The organism is Rhizobium sp. TRM95796, assembly GCF_025779995.1.
Lineage (GTDB): Bacteria > Pseudomonadota > Alphaproteobacteria > Rhizobiales > Rhizobiaceae > Rhizobium_E.
In genome coordinates this window covers 71,839-98,233 of the sequence record NZ_JAOXHE010000015.1, presented here as the reverse complement: position 1 = coordinate 98,233, position 26,395 = coordinate 71,839, and the positions used below count along the sequence as shown (strand labels likewise).

Sequence of the window (26,395 nt, the reverse complement as noted above, 5' to 3'; positions counted from 1 at the left end):
AAAGGCTGGCCCGCATCCGAAATCGACGCCCTCATGCCGTGGAACTTCAAGACTGACGGCATCAGCTGACCGCTTACGGCCAATGTCCTTGCACGGGCGACTCACAATTTGGCCACCCAGGTCTCCTTCACTGCCTTGTCCAATGCGGTTCACGAGATCGACGAGCGCCTCGCCCGCTGGCTGCTGATGTGCCATGACCGCGTGGATGGCAACGAGATTGCGATTACACATGAGTATATCGCCCTGATGCTGGCCGTCCGCCGTCCCTCCGTGACCACAGCTCTGCACGTTCTGGAAGGCAACAGGTTCATCCGTTCCGAGCGCGGGCTGATTACAATCCGCAATCGCGCCGCGCTCGAAGAGTTCGCGGTCGATGCCTACGGGAAGCCCGAAGAAGAATACCAGCGGCTCTTCGGCTCGTTGTCTCCTTCTGTCTAACACCGTACAGCAACTGGTGTCCTTCTGCGACATTCATTGGATAACCTTCGGAGAAACCAATGAAGCACATCCCTGCTGCGCGACTATCGCACGAGAACACCACTGTTGCATGTCTTGTTCTCCCACTGAGGGAGATAGCGCTATCCCACGCCGGGCGATATGTTTGGCCTGAAGCCGCTGCTCGTCGTCTTGCTGAAGGTGCTTTGTGCCAACTGCAGATCGTGGCTCAGGATGTTAATGTTGGGGGGGACATCCGTAAGATACTTTTCGAGATAATTCACGACACAGCGTGCGAGATGCTCACGAGCCGCCACGGCCCATTGGAATCGTGACTGATCCAGCATGTCCTGCAGCTCCATGGTGACTCATTTGAATTAGATGCCTTTGCACATTCAACCGAGAGCATGGCTGGGGCTGGAAGCGACTTCTGGCTCTGTTCCTCCCCATGTGCCGCCAAAAGGTCGTTGAACGTCTTCTTGCCAATTTTTGAAAGAGCATCGCCCCCTCCGAGGCCTGACGCTCAAAGGCAGTAAAATTTCTCCACCGGTTGCGAAGCGTTTGCGATGGTCTGACCAAATACAAATTACATAATGATGCTCGGCTGTTATCGCGTGAGATGTAGTTTCGGCCGCGTCTCTTTTTGAAAAAGCGAAAACGATCTGGCTCAATGACGATGCCGTCATTTGGCCTTTTCTGTAGCGAGACTTGATCAACACATAGTGATTATGACCGTTGCCATCCTGCTGGCTGCGGGGCGGCCGCTTTCTAGCAGCGATTACAATTTGCCTTGAACCATCCCCGCACCAGGGTGTTGCCATATGGCCTCGTCCAGTTGCACTATGAGGTAGTCCGGTGTGTGCGAGGAAGCCCGGCCGGCTGACGGGACGACGTTTTAGAGCCCCTCTCGTCCCCGGCTTAGGGGCTCGTCAGGTTAGAGGGTGTTGATCGCTTGACGATATGAACCGTGGCGACCGTTTCGAGCACGGGGACTCCCTTGCAGGGGCGCGCCTCGCCAAACATGCCAAGGTACTGTTGCGTCGATCTCTCACCCGCGCGAGCTTCGAGCGGCCGGTGCTTTTCTGGCTCAGGCGCAACAAGAAGTCCCACGCAATAGCGGAGGCTGTGTTAGTTCTACAGCCTCCATGAAAGGAACGTCCACATACCTCAGCCGTTGTGGCTGGGCGCCGGCGAGACAGAAGGCAAATCATGAAAATTCGCGCAGGGTTTCGCATTGCCTACGAATGCCAGAACGAGACGCCCATGCTGTTGGTCCTGAAGGTTCATCCGACAAGGGAAAGGGATCTATGCACCGAACAGATCTTGGCGTTTGATCGCTGCGTCGCTCAACGGGACTATCTTGATGAGTACGGCAACGCCTGCACGCGCATCGTGGCGCCTGCGGGCGTAACGACCATCACGGCGCAATTTGAGATATTCGACAGCGGGTCGCCGGAGCCCGTTCCGAACGGCGCGGTTCAGGTGGCGATCCAGGACCTTCCGGATGATGTTCTCGTATTTCTGCTCGGCAGCCGCTATTGCGACACGGACAGGCTTGCGAATTTCGCGTGGAAGCAGTTTGCCGCGACGCCGCTTGGCTGGCCGCGCGTGAAAGCGGTCCTGGATTTTGTACACGATCGGCTGACATTCAACTACGATAACGCTGATCCCATGCGCACCGCCTATGGCGGCTATGTCGAACAGACCGGTGTCTGCCGTGATTTCGCGCATCTCGCCATCACGCTCTGCCGCTGCCTAAACATTCCCGCCCGATACTGCACCGGATATCTGGGCGATATCGGCGTGCCGAAGGATCCGCATCCCATGGATTTCAGCGCTTGGTTCGAAGTCTATCTCGGTGGACGCTGGTGGACCGTCGACGCCCGACACAATTCTCCGCGCGTCGGGCGAATCCTGATGGGGCGAGGACGAGACGCAACGGATGTCGCCTTGTCGACGGCCTTCGGCGCGGCGACCCTGAACCATTTCGAAGTGGTCACCGAAGAACTCGTCTGACGATTATGCTGCCCGGACGGGCAGAACATCCGTTTGATGATGTCGTTGCCTGATGCGCGGCGATTCGAGGAGTCTGTCGCCATGTCGGTTCAGAAAGTGAGTTTCTACGTACTTCTGGTCATCGTGACCATCGCTTTCCTTTGGCTGCTCATTCCTTATTACACTGCGGTGCTTTGGGCGGTGATCCTGGCGATCCTGTTCTTTCCGGTCCATAATAGGCTGCAGCGATTGCTTGGCGGACGCCGCACGATTGCAGCGCTCCTGACCCTGCTTCTCAGCATCTGCGTAGTGATCATTCCATCGCTCCTTATCCTCGCATCGTTGATCGACGAGGGGACGAGCCTCTATCAACGCATCAGCAGCAAGGAAATCGATCTCAACGCGCATCTGCAGCGCCTCCAGACGATGCTGCCGACATCCGTGGACATATGGCTGAATTCGCTGAAGATCACGGGTTTTGGCCAGTTGTCGACAAAGCTGTCAACCGGCGCCATGGAAGCGGGACAGACCATCGCTGGCAGCGTCCTGAGCTTTGGGCAAAACACGCTGCAATTCTTCATCAGCATGGGCCTGATGATCTATCTGCTGTTTTTCCTGCTCCGGGACGGCGCAAACCTGCGCAGTACACTGCGCCAGTCGATACCGCTCAGCGACGACTATACGCGGCAATTTGTCGATAAGTTCGCAGCCGTGGTGCGCGCCACCGTGCGCGGCAATGTCATCATCGCACTCGCCCAGGGCGTGATCGGCGGCGTCAGCTTCTGGGCTCTGGGCATCGAGGCGGCTCTGCTGTGGGGCGTGGTCATGACGTTCCTGTCGATGCTGCCGGCCGTCGGGGCCGCGATTGTCTGGGCGCCCGCCGCGCTCTGGCTCTTTCTCGCCGGCGCCTGGATCAAGGCTATCGTCATGGTGATGATCGGCGTGCTGATCATCGGGCTGATCGACAACCTTTTGCGTCCGCCGCTCGTCGGACAGGGCACGAAGATGCCGGATTATGTCGTTCTCATCTCCACCGTGGGAGGGCTTTCGCTGTTCGGCCTCAGCGGCTTCGTCATCGGCCCGTTGATCTCGGCGCTCTTCATCTCAGCCTGGTCGCTGTTCACTCAACAGCAACTTCAGCGTCCCCCGCTGGCGGTCGAGGACAGGCCGTCGGCATTGACGCCGCAAATCCTGTCGAGCGACGGCACACCGGCGCTCAGTGAAGAGAGATCAGCAATCGCTGAGCGATGACTGGCGCTGCCGGCGCTCTTGCAATTGCTGCTTTGGTCCCCATCTCTAGGGCAGTGGTGGCTATTGCACGGGCGCTGTCATTTTGCGGGCGGCACTCACCCGAGCCCCAAGAAAGGAGGACGGAATGTCTTCCGACCTCAAGCAGTATTTTTCCGAGATTTTTGACGCTGGCTTCAGAAAGCAGGCGCTTATTCAGGCGCTGATGCCCCACCAGGATCGCCTGTTTGCGCCAGCCCGCCCGGCGCTGGCCCTGGCCGTGGTTCGACCCGCGCGTCGGCGCCGGACACCCGATGGATATCGGGGGGCGACATCATGGTGATTCGCTTTGCGAAAACGCCGCACTCCGAAGAGCCGCAGGCGCCGCTTCCTCTGGAGCAGGGCGAGGGGCGGCCCTCTGCCGCCGGTCGGTCCTCAAGAGATCGAGATGGCAAGGGCAAGCCGCGCATTGACGACAAGGCCGAAAAGGCGCCCGCGCCGGACCTGGCCGTCTCCAGGCAGAATGCCGCCTCCGGGGAGCCCGCGGCTCTCTCCCGATGGGAAGACGAAGGCGGCAGCCTGAAGGACCAGAGCGTTCCGGGAGCAACCAAGGCGGACGCTGATGATCGCGTTAACGGGTAACGTGGTGATCCTGGCGCAATTTCGCTCTGCGCAAGCAGAGAGCGGCGTCGACAAACAGGACGAGGCCGACGGGCCGCTCCCGGTCGACGCTGATCACAAATGCCGAGTGCTGCTGTTTGCCGACAGGCGAGCGCCATCTTCTCCGGCGACCCGAGCCTGAGGGCGGCCGATGATTGTCTCGCACAGGCCCTCGACAGTATTGCCGTGAGGATCGCCTCTCTTTCCGGCGGTCCTCCAGTCGCGCAAAAAATTAGTCTAGAGGTGGAGAAACGCGCCATGCCCACACATCGTTACGCCATCGGGCAGACTGTTCGTCTGCTGACGACGCGGGGACTGTTTCCAACTGCAGCCGCCACTTACACAGTGGCTGCTCCATTGCCGGCCTATCACAACAATCCGCAATACCGACTGTGGAGCGAGGAGCTCAACCAGAACCGCGTCGCCATGGAAAGCGATCTTGAGTCGGTCTGACCAATCCAGATTTAAAGCCGGGCCGCCCCTCTTATACTGCAATCCCGTCGAGGTTCACTCGAGAAGGCGCGCGTTCGGGAGCCCGGGTCCGGCTGTCAGGTTAAGTAGGGGATGATCGAGACAGCGGCGGCAGGCCGTTTTCATCGGGCGATAAGGCTTGTTTCTCAAGCAACGCCACCAGCGCCTCCCGCTCTGGGCTGAACGGACGCATGCTGAGAAAGACATCGACGGGTGTGCGTGTTTCATATCCGCCGGAGGAAGGGTTTGCCCGGTGAAGCACATGGACCTCGTCTGCTGCGGAGCCCTGGATGAGAAACCACCGGTCGCCATTCGAACTGACTGAGAATTCCTGCATATCTTCGTGCCTCAACTGTGCTGATTTGCTTCCTCCGTTCTCCGCGCCATAGCCGGGGAATGCCCCAGAGGCGGGCTCCTGGACGGTGAAGCCAGCGGAGAACGGGAGGCGGCAGGCCCTCATGGAAAAGATGGCATACGTGACACAATGAAAAATTGATTCATTTGTTTCATGCATCCGAAAATAGAATCTGCTTGCCAAGCATCCCGAGCCGGCGCATGCTGTCGCCAGCGGCGAACTCCGGGGGAGCGGGGTCATCGGAATGCGGTTCGTCTCGACGGAAGCGACAGCGATTTTCCTCATCTGTGCCTCTCTACGCCGTCGCTGGATCCTTTGTTGGTTTGTTTCGCAGGGACAAGTCGCGGCGAGCCCTCGATATTTGCTTGCGCCCGTAGAAAATCGGTGACGCTCTTCTTGATCGGGACGCCCGGACGGCGGGGGTGCTTTCGTCCGGGGACAGCGTCTTCCTATCCTATCATAGCCGGGCCGAACCTGGCGTCTCCCACACACCTGGAGAACGGACATGCAGAGCAGGAAAACCGAATCGGTCGTCACGATTCGTCATATGTTTTCGATCGGGGCCGGCGTCTCCGATCAACCCGCCGGCGGCTACCAGGTGACGAAGGAAGAGGAGCTCATCGAAGGCCTGTCCTTCCCCGCCTATCACGTGACGTCTCTGGTGATCGAAGTGCCGGCGATCGAGGCCCGCAGCGTCAACAAGCAGCGCCTGTCCATCACCGTCGATGACTTGGCTGCGGCGCTTGAACGCGACGCCGCATTTGGCGGAGAAGATCCACTCGTCGCCCCGGAGGGCCGCTGAAGCGGGCAAAAGAAAGAACCCGGACGGAGCCGATGATTGAGCCTGAGCGCGGAGCGCCCGGCCAACCCGATGACCACACTTCTCCCTATGGCTGCAGTCGCCTGATAGGCGGACGAAAAAGGACTTTCAATGACCAGTCACATTGCCGACCAGCTTTGGGATGCGCAGTTTTTGCGGCGGGCGATCAATGCTGCGGAGGTGGCGCTATGGTCCTGGAACGTCGAGACGGATCTATTTAGCATGGATCGCCACGCTTTCGCGATATGGGGAATTGCCGACAACTCCATGGTGACCTTTGAGGATCTTTCCGCCAAGATACATCCCTCCGACCGCAACAGAGTGAGAGCCGCATTTGCGGCCACGCGCGCCCATGTCGGCGCATATGAAATCGACTTCCGTATTCTGGTTGGAGATGTGGTTCGATGGGTCTCTGCGCGAGGTCAGGGTAGTGATATCGGTAAAGTCGATGACACCGTCATGGGTATTTTCCTGGATGTAACCGCACGGAAGCAAGCAGAAGAGGGCAATGAATTGCTCGCCGGCGAGATGAGCCATCGCGTCAAAAACCTTCTTGCCATCGCCAACAGCCTCACTTTGATAACGTCGCGGACCACCACGACCACAGTCGATATGGCGCGGGAACTTACGCAGAGGCTTACAGCCCTTGGTCGCGCTCATGATCTTGTGCGGCCGCTGCCAGGTCATGAAGGTAAGGCCGCTTTGTTAGGCGACCTGTTCACCATCCTACTGGCTCCTTATGACGACAACGGCGCCTTCGAAGGGCGAATAAGGGTGGCGGTGCCGCGAGTAAGCGTTGGCGAAACTACCGCCACGACCTTGGCGTTGATCGTTCATGAGTTGGCGACGAATTCGCTGAAATATGGCTCCTTGTCGGGAGGGTCGGGTACGTTGGATGTATCAGGCGTGAACGGCGAAAAGGATCTCATCGTGCTTTGGATCGAGCGAGGCGGACCGACGGTGAAACCGCCGACAAATCCAGAAGGATTTGGGAACACCATGGTGAAACGCGCGATTCAGGGCCAACTAGGCGGCTCGATCGAGTACGACTGGTCGGCGGAGGGCGTCGCCGTGCGGCTTGTTCTCGACAAGTCTCATCTGAGCCTATGATATTGCAGTCAATGACATCGATAGCAGGTTTTGGAGCATGAACGTCCTTTGATTGCGAACGTTGCAGCGCGAATCTCTGGATCAGCATATGTCTTGGGCGCGCCTTGCGGCCCAAATGAATTAGTCATCAGAGCACGTCTCCTAGAAGAATCGAAAACTAAAGGTTGACAAATCGACCATGGCTGGCTATTTATAGTTTTATCGATGTTTGCTTGCTGAGCTTTGTTTTCCGCGCGATTTACACCGCGTCTTGATCGAACCTTCCTTTCAAAAATCGCTATCACCATCCGCAGCGTCTCGGCGCTGTGGTCGTTCAATATGCTATGAAAGGGTTCATCATGACCACTGGCACAGTAAAATGGTTCAATTCCACCAAGGGCTTTGGCTTTATTCAGCCTGATAACGGCGGCCCGGACGCCTTCGTTCACATCTCGGCCGTCGAACGCGCTGGAATGCGCGATATCGTCGAAGGCCAGAAGATTGGCTACGACATGGAGCGGGACATGAAGTCCGGCAAAATGTCGGCATGCAATCTGCAGGCAGCCTGACCGTATCTCTGTTGCGCTTTGACCACGGATGTACTGGCACGGCGCGACGACATACACATCAAGGCCAGGCGGTTTGCCTGGCCTTTTTCTTTCCTGCGCAACGCTGTCCGGACGCCACTTTACCGGCTGGCGCATCAGACCGAATTGATGTCAGGCCCTCAAGCCGACAGAGGTCTCCCGCGGCGGTGCGTGACGCGAGAGCGAAGACAGGTATCCCGATGAAGTTACAAGTGCTGCCGCCTGAGGTTGATCACGCCATCGAGGCAACGGTCTGGATGAAAGTTCTGGCGTCTTACCGCCGACCTCGGATGAGGCGCAGCGTGTTGGAGCTTTTCGTGACCGTCGCGCCCTTCATCGCATTCACGGCCATCGCCTATGTCAGCATGGCTTATGGCGTCTGGATCGGTCTGCTCGCGATCCTGCCAGCCAGCGCATTTCTCCTGCGTCTGTTCATGATCCAACATGATTGCGGCCATGGCTCGTTTTTCGCCAACCGGCGCCTGGATGACTGGACGGGGCGATTGATCGGCATTGTCACCATGACGCCCTATGACTACTGGCGAAACGCGCATGCCAAACATCATGCCACCGCAGGCAATCTCGACCAGCGCGGCATCGGCGACATCACCACCCTGACCATCGCCGAATTTCGCGCTCTTTCCCCGGCGAAACGTCTTGGCTATCGTCTGTATCGGAATCCGCTGGTGATGTTCGGCATCGGCCCGGCATGGCTTTTCATCTTCAAGCAGCGTCTGCCCTTCGGCATGATGCGGGCTGGGGCCATGCCCTGGCTTTCGACCATGCTTACAAATTTTGCCATCTTGGCCTTGCTCGGCCTACTGCTGTGGACCTTCGGCGTAGGAACCATGTTGCTGATCCAAACGCCAATGATTATTCTGGCGGGCGCGGCCGGCGTCTGGCTTTTCTATGTCCAGCACCAGTTCGAGGACACGCACTGGGCGGAAGGCGGCGACTGGAGATTTCCGGAAGCCGCGCTGCATGGAGCGTCACACTATGACCTGCCGCCGATGCTGCGTTGGCTGACCGGCAATATCGGCATTCATCACGTCCATCATCTGTCGAGCCGGATTCCCTATTATCGGCTGCCCGAGGTCTTGAGAGACCATCCGAGACTGGCCGGCATGGGCCGCATCACTTTGATGCAAAGCCTGAGTTGCGTGCGGCTCGTGCTTTGGGATGACGCGCGCCGGAAACTCGTCTCCTTCCGCGAGGCTGCAGTCTGACAGCTGCAGCCTGCAAAGGCTCATCCGCATCGGATGACGGTCTCGGTGTCGCATTGCCGCCTTGGACCATGACATCACTCTGTCCGGGAGCGCACTACTCGCTCCTGACTGCTCCTCAGCCAGACCTGTGATTACGCCCGGGCTTGCGGAGACAAGGCTTCCTTGTGCCTGCTCCGGCGACCAACACCTCATCCTGTCGAAGGTTATGTTCGTCCACAGCGGCGGGTTAACGCCGAACATATGCTCTCGAGCCCCAAATCTTAGTGTTTGCTACTTGTAAAAGAAGCGCGACGTCACTATGTGTGCAATAGTTGCAGCTCGTCTTAAGGGCGCTGCATTTGAGGATTGCGAGTCCTCGCCCCAACAAAGGAGGACGCTATGTCTTCCAGTCCCCACACGGACGAATTCGGTTCTTCCGCTGTCAAGGCAGGCAGCGGGAAACCTCTTATTGGGTTCTCTCATTACTCCGAGAAAATCAGCAAACCTGATGCTCCCGCTGTTGCTGGATTAGCATTTTTAACTTTCGCAGTGCCAAGAAAGCGGCCGCGCATCCAGCTCCTGAAGGAGCGGGCTGGCAGCTCGGCATCTACAGCCTTGAACATCCAAATCGTGAGACTTTGGGTAGACCGGGGAGACCATTGATGCCTCTTTCATTTCCCAATCCCGCCCGAAGCTATGATGAAGCTCATTCGCGCGTCCGGTTTCTCGGCCATGACGGAATGTTCGAGGTGAGGTTCTATGTGCTCGCGGACGTGCTCGCAGGCGAGCATCCGACGCGGACGTTGGGCGAAAGCGATTATCTCGCCTTTTTCGATGCGCTGCGCTCGAAGATACTCGATGCCGCCCGGCGCGCCTATGGAACCAAGCCAGACAGAAACATCACCCTCGCCCGGGGTCACTTCGCCTGACGGCGCAACATGCGTTGCGCCGTGATGGCGCAGCGCGAATTCATCCTGACAACAAGGAGAATTGCAGTGACCACTGTTACCACGACCAAAGAAACCCTGTTCCAGCGTTTCGACAACTATCAACCCTCAAAATCTATCCTCCTATGGGCCTGCGGCATGACGGCGGTCGCGACAATGGTCATCGGGTTCGGCTGGGGAGGCTGGGTGACGGGAGGCAGCGCGCTCAAGACTGCGGCGGCGGCCGGCGAACTCGCGAAGATTGAACTCGCATCGGCAGTCTGTGTCGATCGCTTTAGGACAGCGCCGGATTCTGCGGCGAAACTGGTGGAATTGAAGAACTTGTCCGACAGCTACAAGAAGCGGCAGTTCATCGAAGCCGGCGGGTGGGCTTTGATGCCGGGGCAAAGCTCGCCAAACGGCCGCATCGCCGAAAGCTGTAGCGCCGCATTGTCGGCATGAACCAACAAGCTCAGACCCCGACCACAGGAGCTCAAATCGTGATCCACTCCAAGAAGCAAGCCGCCGCCGACGTTACCCGCGGCGTGGCCGGAAGCAACCCTTTCGATCAGGTTCGCGACGCGGCGGCGAAACAGCGGCACATGCTCTCGATGAAGGAATTGCGTCCGCAGGCGACGAAGGCGGGCGACGTCCCAAGTTCATAACGATCAGGCCAATCGCGCCGTTCTAGGCGGTAAAATTTGCTTCGGCGCTTGCTACAGCGTGAGCCGGGGCAAATCGCGACAATGCATCTTATCGCGAGTTCACTCGCGAGGAAATCGCTCGAGTCGGCGCGGATAGGTCTGCACTGACGCGTTCATGAAAAAAGTCCATCGCTCCAGGTGATGGCCAAAGATCCAACGGATGGAAGAACAACAATGAACATCCATCTGAAACGCGCCGCAGCCTCCCCCGACATCAAGAAAGTGGCGTCTGCGGACGCGCAGGCGCCGATACGCAGCGATTTTCAGACGACGTCGGAGCTGGCGGCGCTAGGCCATAAGCTTGCCGCGGAAAAATCCGCCCAACTCCACAGTTTTGGAGGGCTGCTGTTTCCCGACCAGCTCGACAGCAACGAGCAGGCGCTGCGCGCTAATCATGCGGCGATCGCCGAGGCGGCGCATAAAAAGCAGATGATTACGCCGGCGGCCGAGTGGCTGCTCGATCATAATCACACGGTTAAGGAGAATTTCCGCCAGGTCCGGCAGGACCTGCCAAAGAAATTCTTCCGGCAGCTTCCTGCGGTCCTGATCAACGGGACGACCCAATTGCCTCGGACCTTTGCGCTGACCTGGGAGTATGTCGGACATACCGACAGTTCCTTCCGACCGGAAACACTGAGCGCCATCGTTGGCGGGTTTCAGGAGGTCGACACGCTTGCGATCGGGGAAATCTGGGCGGTGCCGGCGATCCTGCGTTATGTCCTGCTCGAAAATCTGAGGCGGCTGTCGGACCGGGTGGAGACGTCGCGACGCATGCGCGAAAGGGCCAATGATCTGGCGGATCGTCTGGCGTCGAGCGAACTGGACGGCGATGTCAGCCAATCGCTTCACGGCTATGAGGCCGACACCGCTGACACGAGTTTCGTGGCGCAGCTTCTCTACCGGCTGCGGGAAGACACCAATTCGGCCTCCAAGGCGCTGACATGGCTCGAGCAGAAGCTCGAGGACCGGCAGAGCGACGCAGAAGAGGTGATGATCTCTGAACACGCCAAGATCTCCACCGGCAATGTCACCGTCGGCAACATCATTCGCAGCCTGCAGCGCATCAACGACTTCGACTGGACCATCTGGTTTGAAGACATGTCCAAGGTCGATGTGGCGCTCCGCGCCGCATCCGACTTTGCGGCGCTCGATCCGCGCTCGCGCAATCACTACCGCACCACGATCGAAACGATCGCCCGGCGCTCCGACACGACCGAAATGGCGGTGGCCATGATCGCCATTGAAACGTCGGCCCTTCATCGGACCGAGGGGGCCGACGGCGATCGCCGCGGCGACGTCGGCTATTATCTCGAAGGCAAGGGCCTGGCTGAACTCAAGCACGCCGCCGGCTATCGCGCTCCGTTCAGGGAAAGGTTCGGCAAGGCCTTCCGGAGCCTGGGCCTTGCGGCGCTCGTTGTGCCGACGCTGGCCATCGCGGCCGCCATCCTTGCGCTTGGCGCATGGTTCCTGATGAAGCAGCCGACAGCGGGGATCGCCGTGCTGCTCTTGCTCGCCACTTTCGCGCTTCCGGCGCTCGAGGCGGCGTCGGCGCTGTTCCGGGCGATCATCTTTACGCTTGCGCCGCCGGCTTTTCTGCCCGGCTATGAGTTCAAATCCGGCGTGCCGCGATCCGCCCGCACGCTGGTGGTCATCCCGTGCCTGCTGTCGGATCGCGACACGGTTGCCGCTTTGGTCCGCAATCTCGAAGTTCACTATCTCGCTAATCCGGACCCGGAAATCTTCTTCGCCTTGCTGAGCGATCTCGCCGACAGCAAAAGCGAGCCGGCTGCGGGCGCGGAGATCATCGCCTTCGCTGCGGCCGAGATCGAGGCGCTGGCGAAGAAATACGCCGCGGCGGGTCCGCGGCGATTTTTCCTGCTGCATCGCCGCCCGCTCTTCAATCCTTCCGAAGGCGCATGGATGGGCTGGGAGCGCAAGCGAGGCAAGCTGCAGGAGCTCAACATGCTGCTGCGCGGCGAAAGCGACACCACTTTCGGCGCGCCTGATCAGATCCCGTCTGGCGTACAATATGTCCTAACGCTCGATTCCGATACGCGCCTGCCGCGCGATTCCGCCCGCAAGCTGATCGGCAAGCTCGCTCATCCGCTCAATGCCCCGACCATCGATCCGGTGACCAAGCGTGTGACGGAAGGCTACGGCATCCTGCAGCCGCGCATCACGCCGTCGCTGACGACGGGCGACGAAGCCTCGATCTTCCAACGCATCTTTTCGCGCGACCGCGGCCTCGATCCCTATGTCTTTGCGGTGTCGGACGTCTATCAGGATCTGTTCGGAGAGGGGTCGTTCACTGGCAAAGGGCTTTACCACGTGGACGCGTTCCACACGGCGCTCGAGGGCCGCATCGCCGAGAACACCATTCTCAGCCACGACCTGCTGGAAGGGTCCTTCGCGAGAAGCGCGCTGGTCACCGATGTCGTATTCATTGAGGATTTCCCGGTTCAATATAGCGTCGAGGCGTCGCGCCAGCATCGCTGGGTGCGCGGCGATTGGCAGCTGCTGCCCTATATTCTGGGGAGCACGCGGGGGACGCTGCCGCTGTCGCGCTTCAAGATGATCGACAATCTGCGCCGGTCGCTGACGCCGGCCATCTGGATCATCTCGTCGGTGGCGAGCTGGAGCCTGCTGGCCCCCGGTCCCGCCATCCTGTGGCAGCTGGGATTGATCATCGCCTTCTATGTCGGGCCGATCGTGTCGCTGTTCGCCGGCATTGTGCCCCGCCAGGTGGGCGTCACGCCCGAGATCCATGCTCGCACTCTGCTCGACGATCTCGCCGATATTCTCGCCCAGATCAGCCTGCATGTCGCCTTCATGGCGCATAATTCGGCGCTGATGGTGGATGCGATCACCCGGACCCTTTTCAGGCTGCTCTATAGCCGTCAACATCTGATCGAGTGGAAAACTACCCTCGAAATATCCTCTTCGTCATCCCGCAACCTCGTGGATTTCTACCGGCTGATGTGGGCGTCTCCCGCCATCGGGGCGGCGTGTATCGGCCTCGTCCTCGCCGTCAATCCGGTTAACGCCGTGATCGCCTCGATATTCGGCCTGATTTGGATGGCCGCGCCGGCTTTGGCGTGGTGGATCAGCCAGACACTCGAAACCGAGGATCGTCTGAAGGTGTCGGACGACGACGTGGCGACCCTACGCGCGCTTGCCCGGCGCACCTGGCGTTTTTTCGAAGTGTTCGTCACCCGGGAAAACAATTTCCTGCCGCCGGACAATTTCCAGGAGGAGCCGACGCCGGTGGTGGCGCACCGGACGTCGCCGACCAATATCGGCCTCTACATGCTCTCAACCATCACGGCGCGCGACATGGGCTGGATTGGTTTCGCCGACTGCATCCAGCGGCTCGAAGAAACGCTCGAGACGGTCGAGAAGATGGAGAAGTTCAAGGGCCACCTCTACAACTGGTATGACACGCGCAACCTCGCCGTTCTGCATCCGCATTATGTGTCGGCCGTCGACAGCGGCAATCTTGCCGGCCATATGATCGTTGTGTCGTCGACGCTGAAGGAATGGTCCGAAGCGATGACCGTGCATCTGATCGGCGATGTGCGCGGCATCATGGATACGGCGCGGGTGGTGCGCGAGACGCTCGACACAATACCCGATTCGCGGCGCACGATCCGTCCCCTGCGGCGCCGGCTGGAGGAACGCCTGGCGGGCCTCGAAGCGACGTTGCAATCGTGCCTGAAGGAGCCTCAACTCGCCTCGGCGCGCTCGATCAACCTGTCGGTCATGGCCAGCGACGTGCAGGCCTGCGCCAGCGATCTCGATCACGAGATCGGCGGCGAGCGCTCCAGCCTGCTGATCGAATGGGCGCACCGGCTGCACGCCAATTGCGAAGCGCATTTCGCCGACGCGCTGGTTGACCGATCTCAATATCGCGAGTTGCAGGCGCGGCTCACCTCGCTCGGCGAACGGGCCCGCAGCCTTGCCTTCGAGATGGACTTCGGCTTCCTGTTCAACCGCGAACGACGGCTGCTGTCGATCGGTTATAATGGCGCGGACAACATTCTCGACGAATCCTGCTACGATCTGCTGGCGTCGGAAGCCCGGCTCACCAGCCTGTTCGCCATCGCCAAAGGCGACATTCCCAGCGAGCATTGGTTTCGGCTCGGCCGGCCGGTGTCGATCGTGCGGGGCCAGGCCTGCCTGGTGTCATGGTCCGGCTCGATGTTTGAATATCTCATGCCGCCGCTCGTGGTGCATGAACGCCAGGGCGGCATTCTCAACCAGTCCGACAATCTGTCGATCGATCGCCAGATCGCCTATGGCAAATCGCTGGGCCTGCCCTGGGGCGTATCGGAATCCGCCTTCAACGCCCGCGACCGCGAACTGAATTACCAATATCACAACTTCGGCGTCCCAGGTCTCGGGCTCAAGCGCGAGCTTGGCAGCAATGTCGTCATTTCCCCCTATGCCAGCGTGCTGGCGAGCCAGTTCAAGCCGCGCGACGCGGTCGTCAATCTGGGACGGCTCGCTTCGATCGGGGCTCTCGGGGTCTATGGCTATTATGATGCGGTGGATTTCACCGAAGCCCGCTTGCCGGAAGGCCAGAGCTCGGTGGTCGTGCGCAATTACATGGCGCATCATCAGGGCATGTCCATCGCCGCCATCGGCAATGTAGTGCTGAACGGGCGGCTACGCGACCGCTTCCACAGCGATCCCGTCATTGAAGCGGCCGAACTCTTGCTGCAGGAGCGGGCGCCGCGCGAAATCGTGCCAGTGCGCACGCCGGATGAAAGCGAACCCGTGGTGGCCGCCGCCACCGAGCAGGCGGGGGCCAAATACCGTCTGATCGAAAATCCCCTCGGCGCCAAGCGCTCCGTGGCGGTGATCTCGAACGGCCATTATTCCCTGATGGTGACGGCGACCGGATCGGGCTATTCACGCTGGAACGGGCTCGACGTCACCCGCTGGCGGGCCGATCCGACCATCGACGACTGGGGATCGTACATCTTTCTTCGGGATGTCGGCAGCGGTGACTGGTGGTCGGCGACGCCCGCCCCCCGCGCTTTTCCGGGCGAGACCGCAAACGCGGTCTTCTCGGACGAAAAGGCCGAGTTCCACAAAACGGCGGGCATGATCGAATCCAAGCTCGAATGCCTGGTGGCGACGGAGATCGACGCTGAGGGCCGCCGGCTGACCATCGTGAACCACAGCGCCTATGAGCGGCTGATCGAGGTCACATCCTATGGCGAACTGGTTCTGTCTTCGGCCGACAGTGATGCCGCGCATCCGGTCTTCTCCAAAATGTTCGTCAAGACGGAGATCGGCGACAGCGGCGACGTCATCTACGCCTCGCGCAACAAGCGTAATATCGACGAGCCCGACATCCATGTCGCCCATCTCGTCGGAGGTTCGAGCGCGCGCGGGCCGGTCGAGGCGGAAACGGACCGGCGCGCATTCATCGGTCGCGGCCGCGATCTCGCCACCGCCCGGGCCTTCGACAAGAACGCCAAGCTCGAAGGCCATGACGGCTTCACGCTCGATCCCATCTTCTCGCTGCGCCGCACCGTCCGGCTGAAGCCGGGGAAGAAAGCCAGCGTGGTGTTCTGGACCTTTGTCGCCCCGAGCCGCGCGGAGCTTGAGACCCGGGTCGCACGCTACCGGCATGCAGAGAATTTCGACAATGAGGCGGCGCTATCCTGGACCCGCAGCCAGGTGCAGTTCCGTCATCTCGATTCATCCAAGAGCGAGGCGCTGCTCTTCCAGCGCATCGCCTCCTTCCTCATCTATCCCGACACGCGCCTTCGCCAGGTGCAAACGCCCGGAAACGTGGTGAAGGCGACACAGGCGGCGTTGTGGCCCCTGGCCATTTCGGGAGATTTTCCGATCTTTGCGTTGCGCATCGACAATGAGGCGGACCTGCCGATCGTGCAGAAATCCTTCCGCATGCAGGAGTATCTCCGCTCGCGCGGCGTGATCGCCGATCTGGTGATCATCAACGAGCGCACGGCTTCCTATGCCCAGGACATGCAGCACGCCATCGACTTCATGTGTGAGAACGCCCGCCGGCGCGGCCTTTCGTCCGGCCCGGCCCAGCATATCTTCTCGGTGCGCAAGGACCTGATGGATCAACGCGCCTATGACGCGCTGATCAGCGCCGGCCGCATCGTCCTGCATACTCGAAACGGCGCGATTTCCGAGCAGATCGAGCGGCTTGAGCGCTTGTCTGACAGCGAGACGGAAACGTCACCGCAGGCTCCCTGGTGGAGACGGGGCCGGATTGCGCCCGCGGGTCCAGTCGCGGACAAGACCGTGTCGGGCGACGATCTGTCCATGTGGAACGGCTATGGCGGCTTTGATCGCGCGGGCCGTGATTATGTCATCCGGCTCAATGGCGGCGCGACGACGCCGCAGCCCTGGATCAACGTGATCTCCAACGGCGCCTTCGGCTTTCACATCGCCGCGGAAGGCGCGGGCTTTACCTGGAGCGCCAATTCGCGCGACTACCAACTGACACCCTGGAGCAACGACGCCGTCATCAACCGGCCATCCGAAGCCTTCTACATCCGGGATCTCAGATCCGACCGGATGTTCTCCCCCTTTGCCGCCATCGGGCGCAATCCGGATGATATCCACGAGGTCCGCCATGGGCCCGGCCGGTCGAGCTTCAGGGTGGAGACCGACGGGCTCGATATCGTCATGACGCACATCGTGGCGGAGAGCGATCCCGCCAAACTGATGCGGCTCAGCATCGCCAATCATGGCGGGCATGCCCGAACGCTTCGCGTCTACGCCTATACGGAATGGGTGCTGGGCAATAATCGCGCCCGCACCGCGCCCTATATCAGGACCTGGCATGAAGAGAGCCTCAACGCGCTGATGGCGCAGAATCCGTTTTCGATGGAAAGTTCAGCGCGAACATCGTTTTTCGCCGCCAGCCGCCCGCTGCAGTCTTTCACCAGCGCCCGGGCCGAATTTCTGGGCGCCAACGGCGCCAGCGCAGCGCCTTCGGCAGTCAGCCGGCGCCTGACGCTCTCCAATTCGCTAGAGACGGCGGGAGATCCCTGCGCGGCGCTGGCGGTCGATCTGGTCGTTCAACCCGGAGAAGCGGTCGACACGTTGTTTCTTCTCGGCGATGTCGAGAGTGAATCGATGGCTGCGCCGCTCATCGAAAGACTGATCCATGCAGGTTTTGCCGCCGAACAGGACAAGACCGATCGTCAGTGGGACGGATTTCTCGGCGCGCTCCAGGTCTCGACGCCGGACGAGGCGTTCGACCGGATGGTCAACACCTGGCTGCCCTACCAGAATCTCGCTTGCCGGATCCGCGCCCGCAGCGCCTTCTATCAGGCCTCTGGGGCATTCGGCTTCCGCGACCAGTTGCAGGACACGCTGGCGCTGATGCTGCAGGACCCGAGCCTTGCCCGCGCCCAGATCCTAAACGCGGCTAGCCGCCAGTTTCCCGAAGGCGACGTGCAGCATTGGTGGCTGCCGAGAACCGGGGCGGGCGTGCGGACGCTGATCTCCGACGACGTGGTGTGGCTTGCCTATGCGACGGCCCACTATGTGGCGGTGACAGGAGACGCAGGCGTGCTGGACGAAGAGCTCGCTTTTCTCGATGGCCCTGATCTCGGCGAGAGGCACGAAAGCTTCTTCCAGCCCAGTCTCTCGGAAGAGCGCTCCAGCCTCTATGATCACTGTGCGCGCGCGCTCGATCTCGCCATCACGAGAACCGGAGCCCATGGCCTGCCGCTGATCCTCGGCGGCGACTGGAATGACGGCATGAACCGCGTCGGCATAGCAGGCAAGGGCGAGAGCGTCTGGCTCGGCTGGTTCATGATCAAGGCGCTGGACGCGATGAGCGCCTTCGCCGAGGCGCGGGGCGACCAGCCGCATGCGGACGCATGGCGTGCCCACCGCAGCGCGCTCAAGGCGGCCATTGAGGACGATGGCTGGGATGGCGACTGGTACAGGCGCGGCTATTTCGATGACGGCTCGCCGCTGGGTTCGGCGACCAGCGACGAATGCCGGATCGATTCGATCGCCCAGTCCTGGGGCGTCTTGTCCGGCGGGGCCGATCCCGCGCGGTCGGCGCGCGCCATGGACAGTGTTGTCAACAGGCTGATCGATCCCGAAGCGGGCCTTATTCGGCTGTTTACACCTCCCTTCGAGCATTCCGATGAGGATCCCGGCTACATTAAGTCCTATCCGCCTGGCGTTCGCGAAAATGGCGGCCAATACACCCATGCCGCCATCTGGGTGGCCTATGCTCTGGCGGAGATGGGGCGATCCGATGACGCCTATCGGGTGTTTTCCATGCTCAACCCCGTCAGTCATGCCCGCACCCGGGAACAGGCGGACATCTACCGCGTCGAGCCCTATGTCGTGGCGGCCGATGTATATGGCGAAGGCGACAAGACCGGGCGGGGCGGCTGGACATGGTATACGGGCTCGGCCGGCTGGCTATACCGAACTGCCGTCGAAGCCATTCTCGGCATCCGCCGCGAAGGCGACCGGCTGCGGATTACGCCTTCGCTTCCAACCGCTTGGCCCGGCTTTACGGCTGAGTTGGTACAGGAGGGCAGGGTATTCGAAATATCGGTTTTCCGGGATGAAGCCGGCGCAGTCGGAGTTGAAGTGAATGGGCAGGCCGCGGATGACTGGACCTGGACGATACAGTGATATGCGTCTGCTGGCGCCAACCTTGTTGACTTTGCCGGTTCCACCAGTGTTGGCTCAAGGTAGCAGAAAAGCCGTTAATCGGATTAACTCGCTCGACAAACAAGCGACTCTTTGTCTCGCGTGCTTTGCTTCAAAGCTCCTAAGTCTCGGTAACTTTAAGCCGGTACCCACAGGTTCGGCTCCTTCTAAGGCGGCTCCCGGCCTCTAAGGTAAGACGCGGAATTGTATCTTCTTCGCTCCCATTGAGCGTGGGCTTTGCAGGTCCTAAAAATCGCTGCCGCTTCGTCCTGATCGGGATGGAAGATGAGCCTTCACGACCAAGGAGCTGCAATTGGTCCTGATCGGGACGTTTATCTGATTGCTCGCTTCCAGTATGCTATTTCCGTCCCGAAAAGGATGACAATGAGTGCCATTGCAGATGCGGAAACCTTTGGCGCGTTGGTTCGCGCCGAGAGAAAAGCCCAGAAACTGACCCAGGAACAACTCGCGGGCCTTGCTGGCGTGGGCGTGCGATTTTTGCGTGAGTTGGAGGCCGGCAAGGAGAGCTGTCAGCTTGGTCGCGCCTTGCAGGTCACCCAGACGCTTGGTCTCGTCGTCTCCGTCAATTCTCGGCGCGAGCTCTGACTGTGACCAGATATCTCGATGTCTATTTCAAAAACACCAAAGCTGGGGTCCTGGTATGATTACCAGGCTGGCGACAGAACGCCCCGACCATCTGAAACGGTCGCAGCCGTCATTGCGCAGGCCGCCGCCGACATCAGCCAGCGCATGTTCACGGAAGCCGAAATTGCCGGCGCCATCGTTCTGCCGATGGTGAACGAGGCAGCCCGAATTCTGGAAGAGCGTGTGGCCCTTAGGTCGGCGGACATCGATCTGGTCAAGATACACTGCTATGGTTTCCCGCGCTGGCGCGGCGGTCCCATGCACTATGCCGAACTACGCGGTCTTGTCGATGTGGTCGCGCTCCTTGACCGGCTCGCATCCAAAGGATTGGCCGAACCACCAAGCAAAGGCCTGCGCCGTGCCGCAGCCGCGCGCGAGTTTGCCGCGTTGTCTAACGAATGGGCAGAGTGACGGAGTCGCTCTGAACGGCGATTCGGTCCCTTCGATGTCGATCACCAACTTCTATTCGTCTTCGCAAATGAAGGAATATTCGATTCACCAGGCGGGCAAATCTACCCGCCGGCTCCTGCGTCTGTCGGACCAGTTGGAGCAACGACATCAACCATGGGATGAACTTAGATGACCGTCCGGGGTGGACATGATTGATCGTATGTCAGGACGCCTACTCATTCTGCCATTTTTGCAAAGCGTCATATCCCCCATGGAATAGTTCCTTTCCGCCTTTAAGAGTGTGTTCAATCTTGAGAGTAAGACTGCGAGGGTCTGCTTTATTTTGCCTAAACCGGTAGGTATATTCTACATCCAGTGGCGCCTGATTTATGAGTCTGTTTTGTTGCATGATGTCGGCGAGCATTAGGCCCATGATGACTTGGCCGGCACTCACCTGCGGCACACGCGGATCCGGAAATGGGTCTGCGGCAAGCCGATTGATGGCTTCGCGCCAATAGTTCAGGAGACGGGGCACCACAGACTCAGGGCTGCCATCCCAGTGCCGATAGATATAAGCTTGCGCCTCATCACCCTCTTGTCCCGGGTAGGGTGCGACAAAAAAATCGAATACGCTGCGTGTCCCCATTTGAGGGCTCCTTGGGTTACTGGATCGCTTATGCGACCGAGCATCATGTTTATGTTGTGGCTGTGCCTTCTCGGCATTTGGTTCTTCGAGATTGAGTTGAACGGTTGAACCGCAAGGCCAGTGTTGCTCGACTGTATAGTCGATGGTTCACGAAGATGAATCGATGGGACCTCATCGATTCAATGTTCTCATTGGACCGCCTGCACTCAGTCGATGATACTGATCGCATGGAGAACGCGATCGAGCTTGAGCGCAAATGCGAAAAGAAGAACATGGCCCGGTTCTATCGGCTCGAGATCGAGCGCGACCTTTTTGGCATTGTGATTGCGCGTAGGACATGGGGCCGGATTGGGAGCGTGGGCCGGACCATCGCGGCGCCCTGTTTGTCGTTGGAAGACGCCGAGCGTGAGTTGCGCCTTTGGGAGACCCGTAAGCGACGCCGCGGCTATCACGATAGGGCGCCGGCGTGAGGACATGGTCGGAGGGCGCGAATGCGGAAACTGTTTCTGCATCCGACGGCAGTTTCGAATGTTCTGTCAAAACGACATAGGCCGATATCATTCGTGCTGGGGCCGGCGTTGCAAGGACAGCAATCATGGTCGGTTGTCGATGCGCCTCGTGATCTGGGGCAAACGTCCCGCCGGCGCCCTGCCCTGCCCGCGCAAATTGGCCACGCGACCTTTCAGGCAGAGCCCGCGGCTCAACGACACTGAGTTCAATTCCGCGATTCATGATGTAACGCCGTTATAAGGAGTAATGGGGGGAGTAGACGTAAGAGTGACAAACGCCGTTTGCATGGCCGAGACATAGTAAGCGGACGTGCCGCTTGAGATAGGGGATGAGTCAAACCACGGCATCTTCGAGCAATGCAATGACGACGAACGGGAAAAAGACGGCCGTCCTGCAGGAAGCCTTCGAAGTCGGTAGTGACAGCGAAAAGGGGGCCGAGAACGGGATAGTAGGCGCAAAAACAGATGCCATCTCAGATCATCCCCGCGGGAGGCTGGTTCGGCTTGAGGTGGCGTTTGATCCTGAACGGCGGGTTGTCGGTGCGGTAGAGCACATAGAGACGCTCGATCTCATCGCCTGCTGCCTGACCATCAAAACCCTGTGCTTGCAGCAGGTCGGTGAGTGCATCCCTCACACTATCCAGGCGCACACGAGCATTACGGTCATTCTTCCATGTGCCGCTGATCAACCACCACAGCGTCATCCGCGCGACATCATCGCGGGACGGCTTGCAAGCTTTTTTCGCTTTATCGCGCTGGTCCTGCTGCCGCACCCTCTGATCCTCGCGTCGCTGGCTTTTCGGCTTGCGTCCCATCAGGCCTGGCTCCTCTTATGTTCATCCATTTTCGTTCTCCCAAATTCCAATTCGCCGCGAGGCCCGACAGGTTGTCTTGTGACGTGCTATGAACCCGACTGCCCGTCCGTCCATAATGTCGCGTGTACCTGCAGAGGCTGTTTTTGCGGTTAGAATGCAGTGCAAATGAGCTCACAGGCCTCGTCTTCGCTTAAACTTGTGTTGGGACATCAGTATCGCAAGAATAATCTGCATGAAAAAAGCATGTCAAGCAACAATATCCGTCATATAGCAGGGTCAAATTGCACAATGCAAGTTGCATTTTGCAAAGTGCATAGATAAATTACTCAATTATCCGATGCTTTATGTCATTATGCAACTATTATGCAAAAATGTATCGAAAACAACTACATCGGAATGGCTATATTATATTTTATTAATATTCACTTAAATTTGGCGGCGTTTCGGCAGGCATCGAATGGCATCACTAAACGCCTCCGGAGGGTGGCGTAACCCCGAGACCAGCTTTCTCGAGTGACACAATTCAGACACATTCTCGATGCGGGACAGCAGGCTGTCCGTATCAGTTGATCCTCCCGAACGTGTCCAGTTTTCCATCAAGAATCGCGGAACCTGAATGAGGAATCGCATCAGGGTAAATTGAGGTGCATTGTGGATAATGGAACCTGACGCGCCGAGAGCTCATTGCAGATCGCAATGACATTTCGCGAATGCAGATCGCCGTGGTGATAATTCACGGTCAGCAGGCCCCTCCCCTTCGGCCCGCTTTTGCCTGGCGAACGTCCCTCATTACGACCCGGCGCCACCGCTCCTTCACGTCTGTGCCGTTGTCTTGAACAAGGGCACAGACGTGTGTAACGGCGACCGGCGAGGGGAATGAGGGCGCTGCGGCGCCCGAATTAGACGTCATGAATGCGTAACGCTTTTTCGTAATTGTGAATCAGAATGTGCCGTTCATGAATCGCGGATTGCCATGTCGGAATCGATGGCAAGCTTATGCTCTTCATTCTGCAGCGCCGTCAGCCATCGCAGCCCGGAGCCTGCCCCCATCTAAGACAATCTCGGCTGCGAGCTGTTCGGCGAGACCGGCCAGAAAATCTAGCCTTCTCGCGAGGACCTCATGCGCGATTGTCTCCGCTTCCTCCAATCGCTTGTAAACGCGACCGGAAAGGATGGAGTTATAAAGCAGCGTCTCCGATGAGTTTGCGGGGCTGCGATATAGCAGAGGCATATCGACGCCGACACCGAAGCTGGTTTCAAGATCTAGGGCAATGGAGGTTGCGCGGGCGAGGTCGCTGTCCGATGTTCCGCCGGCGCCCATTAGGGCAGAACCGTAGACCAGCTTCTCCGCGGCTTGACCGGCCAGGAGGCAAGCGGTCCAGTGCATCATGCCTGCCTCGGTCTGGATTGCCTCGATATTCATTCTGGTCCGAGTTTCTCCTCCGCGCTCCCCACCGACGCGGACATGGATGACCCTCGCGATCCCGAGCGTCTCATAAGCAAGAGCGTGGCCGAGTTCGTGCACCGCAACCCGTCGAGCCATGGCAGGTGAGGGCAAGTTCTTGCCGTCGAGAAGAGCCTGTTCCAGGTCTGACCATGCGATCATCGGCGCATCGGGATCGTCGCGACGGCGGCCTTTCCCGCGGAGTTCGCGAATGATGCGTTCGATATCTGCTCCTGACATGCCGGCAGCCAGGAGGGCCAGAGGCTTGAGTGCATTCTTGTGTGTATCCTGTGCGATCATGCGCGTGGCTCCTCGGTTCCGGACGCTGTGGCGCCCGCATTCTTGCTGTTCACAGGCGGCTCTCGGCCGACCGACAACGATGCCACTGCTTGCACAGTCGAACTGGCAGGCTTCGGCCTGCTCGTGATGACGGCTTTAAGATCGCCGCCCAGATGATGCGCCAGAATGCCGATGAGAGCCTCGGTGTCTGGCAATGGAATGTCGATATGCGTCTCCAGCCGTCCGGAGCGCCGAAGCGCAGGATCGATCTTGTCCGGGCTGTTCGTCGCGCCGACCACGATGACGCCCTCGGTTTTCCCCGCCCCATCGAGCAGTTCTAGCGCGCGGTTGACGAGAGTGTCCCAATAATCCGAATGCGGACCACCGGCGCCGCGGCGGCCGATGCCGTCGATCTCGTCGACGAACAGGATGGCTGGTCGGAGTTTTGCGGCTGCTTCAAACGTTGCCGACATCGCGGTCATGACGTCACCGAGATAGCTCGCTTCGAGCCACTGTGAGACCGAAGTTGCAAGCAGCGGCGCCTGCAAGGTGTTGCACAGCGCTTTGGCAAACGTCGTTTTACCCGTGCCGGGCGGCCCGGACAGAAGAAGCTTGGTGCTCATCTCCGACCAGTCGAGATGACCCTCCCGCCAAAGATGAAGGTCGCTTCTGAGATCGAGCGCCCAATCACGTGCTGCGCCATAGCCAACAAGGTCTTCGACGAGGAGGATCTTCTCGGTCCACTTGCCGTTACCAGCATTCGCATTGGGATTTGAGGTGGCCGAAGCAACCGGCTGAACGAGGTCATACCGGGCGTGGGCCTTGCCGCTCTTTTTACCCTGGCCGGACGCTCCCCCTGCGCCCGACTTTCCGGTGTCGTTGCGCTCTTTGTCCTTCTTGCTCTCTTCCGCGGCCGCCCAGTTAGCAAGATCGAGACGTTCGAGTGCTCCGACGATCTGCTCGGCTGAGCGGCCCGGCCTTAAAGCTGCGACAAGATCTGCAATGCCGAGATAGCCCGGTGTAAACTCGACCGCATGCATAGCCGCCAGCCCCGTCTCTCGATCGATGCCAAGTGAGATCTGCATGACATCGGCAATGAGCTCCGGCGTGACCCCCTGCCCTTCCACAACGAGGTCTGCCGCGGCCAGGAGACGGCCAGGCAGCTCACGGACTTCGCTCTCGTCGAGCACGAGCACTGGCGTGGTCGAATTCAGCAGCGCCTTGGTGACCGCGTCCTTCAACTCAGTCTCGGCTTTCTCGCGCATGTATGTTCCCGAGAAAGCGAGCACGCGGCCCCGATCTCGCGGATTGTCGCGATAGTGCCGGGTCAGGCGCTGGCCCGGAAGCGCGTCGACCAGAGTGAGCGTTTGCGAAAGGATAAACTGGCGCTCGAGCATGTCGGCACACAGACGCTCAAAGCCGGGTACCGGCACGCCCAGCACGATGAAAGGATCGGGGCGCGCCAACATCTCAAATAGCATCTGTAGATCCAGGCCGGGTTTCGCCAAAGCACGCGCCACAAGAAGCGCGACCGTGACATCAGCGATCGGCAAGGACGGCAGATATGTGTGGATTGCGGCAAGGGTTGAAGATCGTAGAGGCGATGGTGTCAGTGCCGCCTTATCTTCGTCGCCCCGCGACGCAGCGGATACAGGCGTGTGATTGATTGTGGCAATGCCGTCATCGTCGTCGAGCCGCAGTGGATCGATCCTTTCGCTGCCGCGGTTCAACGCGCGCCCAAACCTCGACAACGGCTTTGTCTGCGATTGCGCGCGATCCTGCTCGATCAACGCCTGACCACGTGCGGTCAGAGACCATAGCTGAGCCGAGGCTTCGTTGGCTGGATCGACAAGTCGCGCTTCCAACAGCCCCGCACTTTCCGCACGCCGATAAAGCTTGCGGACAGCATCGCGGCGTAGGCATGCGAGCAGATATCTTTGCAAACGGGCTTCAAGCGTCATGCGCCTTGCCCTCCACAAGGATCCCCTCTGCCGCATCGACGAGATGACGTGTTCCTTGCCCGGGAATATGTCGGTTTTCCACCCATGCCCTGAACAGTTTTGCGGTCGGATCACCCGCCCCAATGTGCTTCTCGAGAAGATCGCGATGAAGCTGCGGCAGGCTCGACCAGCCTTTCCCCTTACGTGCGACGCTTGGCAGCGCGGTGCGGATCACCCAGGCGATGTCGGGCAGCGGCGCTGGTCGAGTGCATGAGCCTGCTGCGGTTTGCGCCGCAGCGATCTTCCGCAGTGCCCGGACAATGATATTGCCTTCCGGCTGACCCCCTGCCCTGCCCGGCGCATGCGATGGCAATGACGAACAAACGTCCGCCGCAGCGCCGACAGCAGCTGGCAGCACGGGTGTATCCATTGGATCTGCTAAGATCTGCAAAGGTTCCGAAGCACACTCTTTGACCGGCGGTGCGGCTCCATCATTCGTAGCCGTGGTTGTCGGTTGGCGATCCGGTCGCCGATGTCGTTGACGGGGAAAGGGAATGATCATGGACATGAGATCTCCATT

The 26,395-nt window shown here is 59.6% G+C and carries 21 protein-coding genes and 2 pseudogenes; 17 read left to right on the top strand and 6 right to left on the bottom strand.

The features are described 5' to 3' along the window. Positions 1 to 93 precede the first annotated feature (93 nt). The 6 genes and pseudogenes from OCK01_RS24460 to OCK01_RS24435 all read left to right on the top strand — a co-directional run. Positions 94 to 438 (top strand): annotated as a pseudogene (locus OCK01_RS24460) (Crp/Fnr family transcriptional regulator); the annotation flags it as partial. A 1,206-nt stretch (positions 439 to 1,644) separates the two neighbouring features. Then, positions 1,645 to 2,451, top strand: a complete 807-nt coding sequence (locus tag OCK01_RS24455; protein WP_263826213.1) for a transglutaminase-like domain-containing protein — start codon at positions 1,645 to 1,647, stop codon at positions 2,449 to 2,451. Between the two features lie 81 nt (positions 2,452 to 2,532). Continuing rightward, positions 2,533 to 3,564: pseudogene (locus OCK01_RS24450) on the top strand (AI-2E family transporter); the annotation flags it as partial. A 241-nt stretch (positions 3,565 to 3,805) separates the two neighbouring features. Continuing rightward, complete coding sequence (locus OCK01_RS24445; protein WP_263826208.1) at positions 3,806 to 4,000, top strand: hypothetical protein; 195 nt, start codon at positions 3,806 to 3,808, stop codon at positions 3,998 to 4,000. Beyond that, the gene (locus OCK01_RS24440) at positions 3,994 to 4,299 is read left to right on the top strand and encodes a hypothetical protein (protein ID WP_263826207.1); all 306 of its coding nucleotides are present in this window, start codon (positions 3,994 to 3,996) and stop codon (positions 4,297 to 4,299) included. The genes OCK01_RS24445 and OCK01_RS24440 overlap by 7 nt, the downstream gene beginning before the upstream one ends. 276 nt (positions 4,300 to 4,575) lie before the next feature. Continuing rightward, complete coding sequence (locus OCK01_RS24435) at positions 4,576 to 4,770, top strand: hypothetical protein (protein ID WP_263826206.1); 195 nt, start codon at positions 4,576 to 4,578, stop codon at positions 4,768 to 4,770. Between the two features lie 100 nt (positions 4,771 to 4,870). Here OCK01_RS24435 and OCK01_RS24430 read toward each other — a convergent pair whose 3' ends face one another. Next, positions 4,871 to 5,428 (bottom strand): hypothetical protein, encoded by a 558-nt coding sequence (locus OCK01_RS24430; protein WP_263826205.1) that lies wholly within the window; start codon positions 5,426 to 5,428, stop codon positions 4,871 to 4,873. Between the two features lie 220 nt (positions 5,429 to 5,648). On the opposite strand from OCK01_RS24430, the gene OCK01_RS24425 reads away from it, so the two are divergent. The 10 genes from OCK01_RS24425 (at position 5,649) to OCK01_RS24380 (ending at position 20,203) form a co-directional block, all read left to right on the top strand. Further along, complete coding sequence (locus OCK01_RS24425; RefSeq protein WP_263826204.1) at positions 5,649 to 5,945, top strand: hypothetical protein; 297 nt, start codon at positions 5,649 to 5,651, stop codon at positions 5,943 to 5,945. 129 nt (positions 5,946 to 6,074) lie between these two features. Continuing rightward, on the top strand, positions 6,075 to 7,073 hold the full coding sequence (locus OCK01_RS24420; RefSeq protein ID WP_263826203.1) for a sensor histidine kinase: 999 nt from the start codon (positions 6,075 to 6,077) through the stop codon (positions 7,071 to 7,073). A gap of 338 nt (positions 7,074 to 7,411) precedes the next feature. Next, the gene (locus OCK01_RS24415) at positions 7,412 to 7,621 is read left to right on the top strand and encodes a cold-shock protein (protein ID WP_137155677.1); all 210 of its coding nucleotides are present in this window, start codon (positions 7,412 to 7,414) and stop codon (positions 7,619 to 7,621) included. A 218-nt stretch (positions 7,622 to 7,839) separates the two neighbouring features. After that, positions 7,840 to 8,865 (top strand): fatty acid desaturase, encoded by a 1,026-nt coding sequence (locus tag OCK01_RS24410; protein ID WP_263826212.1) that lies wholly within the window; start codon positions 7,840 to 7,842, stop codon positions 8,863 to 8,865. 641 nt (positions 8,866 to 9,506) lie between these two features. Beyond that, positions 9,507 to 9,773: a DUF1488 domain-containing protein gene (locus OCK01_RS24405; RefSeq protein ID WP_263826202.1), complete on the top strand. Its 267-nt coding sequence runs from the start codon at positions 9,507 to 9,509 to the stop codon at positions 9,771 to 9,773. A 66-nt stretch (positions 9,774 to 9,839) separates the two neighbouring features. Beyond that, the gene (locus OCK01_RS24400; RefSeq protein ID WP_263826201.1) at positions 9,840 to 10,232 is read left to right on the top strand and encodes a hypothetical protein; all 393 of its coding nucleotides are present in this window, start codon (positions 9,840 to 9,842) and stop codon (positions 10,230 to 10,232) included. A 38-nt stretch (positions 10,233 to 10,270) separates the two neighbouring features. Continuing rightward, the gene (locus OCK01_RS24395) at positions 10,271 to 10,435 is read left to right on the top strand and encodes a hypothetical protein (protein WP_263826200.1); all 165 of its coding nucleotides are present in this window, start codon (positions 10,271 to 10,273) and stop codon (positions 10,433 to 10,435) included. A gap of 213 nt (positions 10,436 to 10,648) precedes the next feature. Continuing rightward, positions 10,649 to 19,129, top strand: a complete 8,481-nt coding sequence (locus tag OCK01_RS24390) for a GH36-type glycosyl hydrolase domain-containing protein (protein ID WP_263826199.1) — start codon at positions 10,649 to 10,651, stop codon at positions 19,127 to 19,129. A gap of 402 nt (positions 19,130 to 19,531) precedes the next feature. After that, positions 19,532 to 19,753 (top strand): helix-turn-helix domain-containing protein, encoded by a 222-nt coding sequence (locus tag OCK01_RS24385; RefSeq protein ID WP_263826211.1) that lies wholly within the window; start codon positions 19,532 to 19,534, stop codon positions 19,751 to 19,753. An 18-nt stretch (positions 19,754 to 19,771) separates the two neighbouring features. After that, positions 19,772 to 20,203: a hypothetical protein gene (locus OCK01_RS24380; RefSeq protein WP_318530258.1), complete on the top strand. Its 432-nt coding sequence runs from the start codon at positions 19,772 to 19,774 to the stop codon at positions 20,201 to 20,203. A 211-nt stretch (positions 20,204 to 20,414) separates the two neighbouring features. On the opposite strand, the gene OCK01_RS24375 is transcribed toward OCK01_RS24380, so the two are convergent. Next, positions 20,415 to 20,828, bottom strand: a complete 414-nt coding sequence (locus OCK01_RS24375; protein ID WP_263826198.1) for a hypothetical protein — start codon at positions 20,826 to 20,828, stop codon at positions 20,415 to 20,417. A 227-nt stretch (positions 20,829 to 21,055) separates the two neighbouring features. Here OCK01_RS24375 and OCK01_RS24370 point away from each other — a divergent pair, with 227 nt between their 5' ends. Beyond that, entirely contained in the window at positions 21,056 to 21,298 is a 243-nt protein-coding gene (locus OCK01_RS24370) for a WGR domain-containing protein (RefSeq protein WP_263826197.1), read from the top strand. A gap of 512 nt (positions 21,299 to 21,810) precedes the next feature. Here OCK01_RS24370 and OCK01_RS24365 read toward each other — a convergent pair. The 4 genes from OCK01_RS24365 to OCK01_RS24350 form a co-directional block, all read right to left on the bottom strand. Further along, complete coding sequence (locus OCK01_RS24365; protein ID WP_263826196.1) at positions 21,811 to 22,152, bottom strand: hypothetical protein; 342 nt, start codon at positions 22,150 to 22,152, stop codon at positions 21,811 to 21,813. Between the two features lie 1,003 nt (positions 22,153 to 23,155). Further along, positions 23,156 to 23,896: a hypothetical protein gene (locus OCK01_RS24360; protein ID WP_263826195.1), complete on the bottom strand. Its 741-nt coding sequence runs from the start codon at positions 23,894 to 23,896 to the stop codon at positions 23,156 to 23,158. Then, a complete protein-coding gene (locus OCK01_RS24355) occupies positions 23,893 to 25,836 on the bottom strand; it encodes an AAA family ATPase (protein WP_263826194.1) in 1,944 nt (647 codons plus the stop codon). Before OCK01_RS24355 ends, OCK01_RS24360 begins: the two co-directional genes overlap by 4 nt. Beyond that, positions 25,826 to 26,383, bottom strand: coding sequence for a hypothetical protein (locus OCK01_RS24350; RefSeq protein ID WP_263826193.1), 558 nt, complete (start codon positions 26,381 to 26,383; stop codon positions 25,826 to 25,828). The genes OCK01_RS24355 and OCK01_RS24350 overlap by 11 nt, the downstream gene beginning before the upstream one ends. Positions 26,384 to 26,395: the final 12 nt, after the last annotated feature.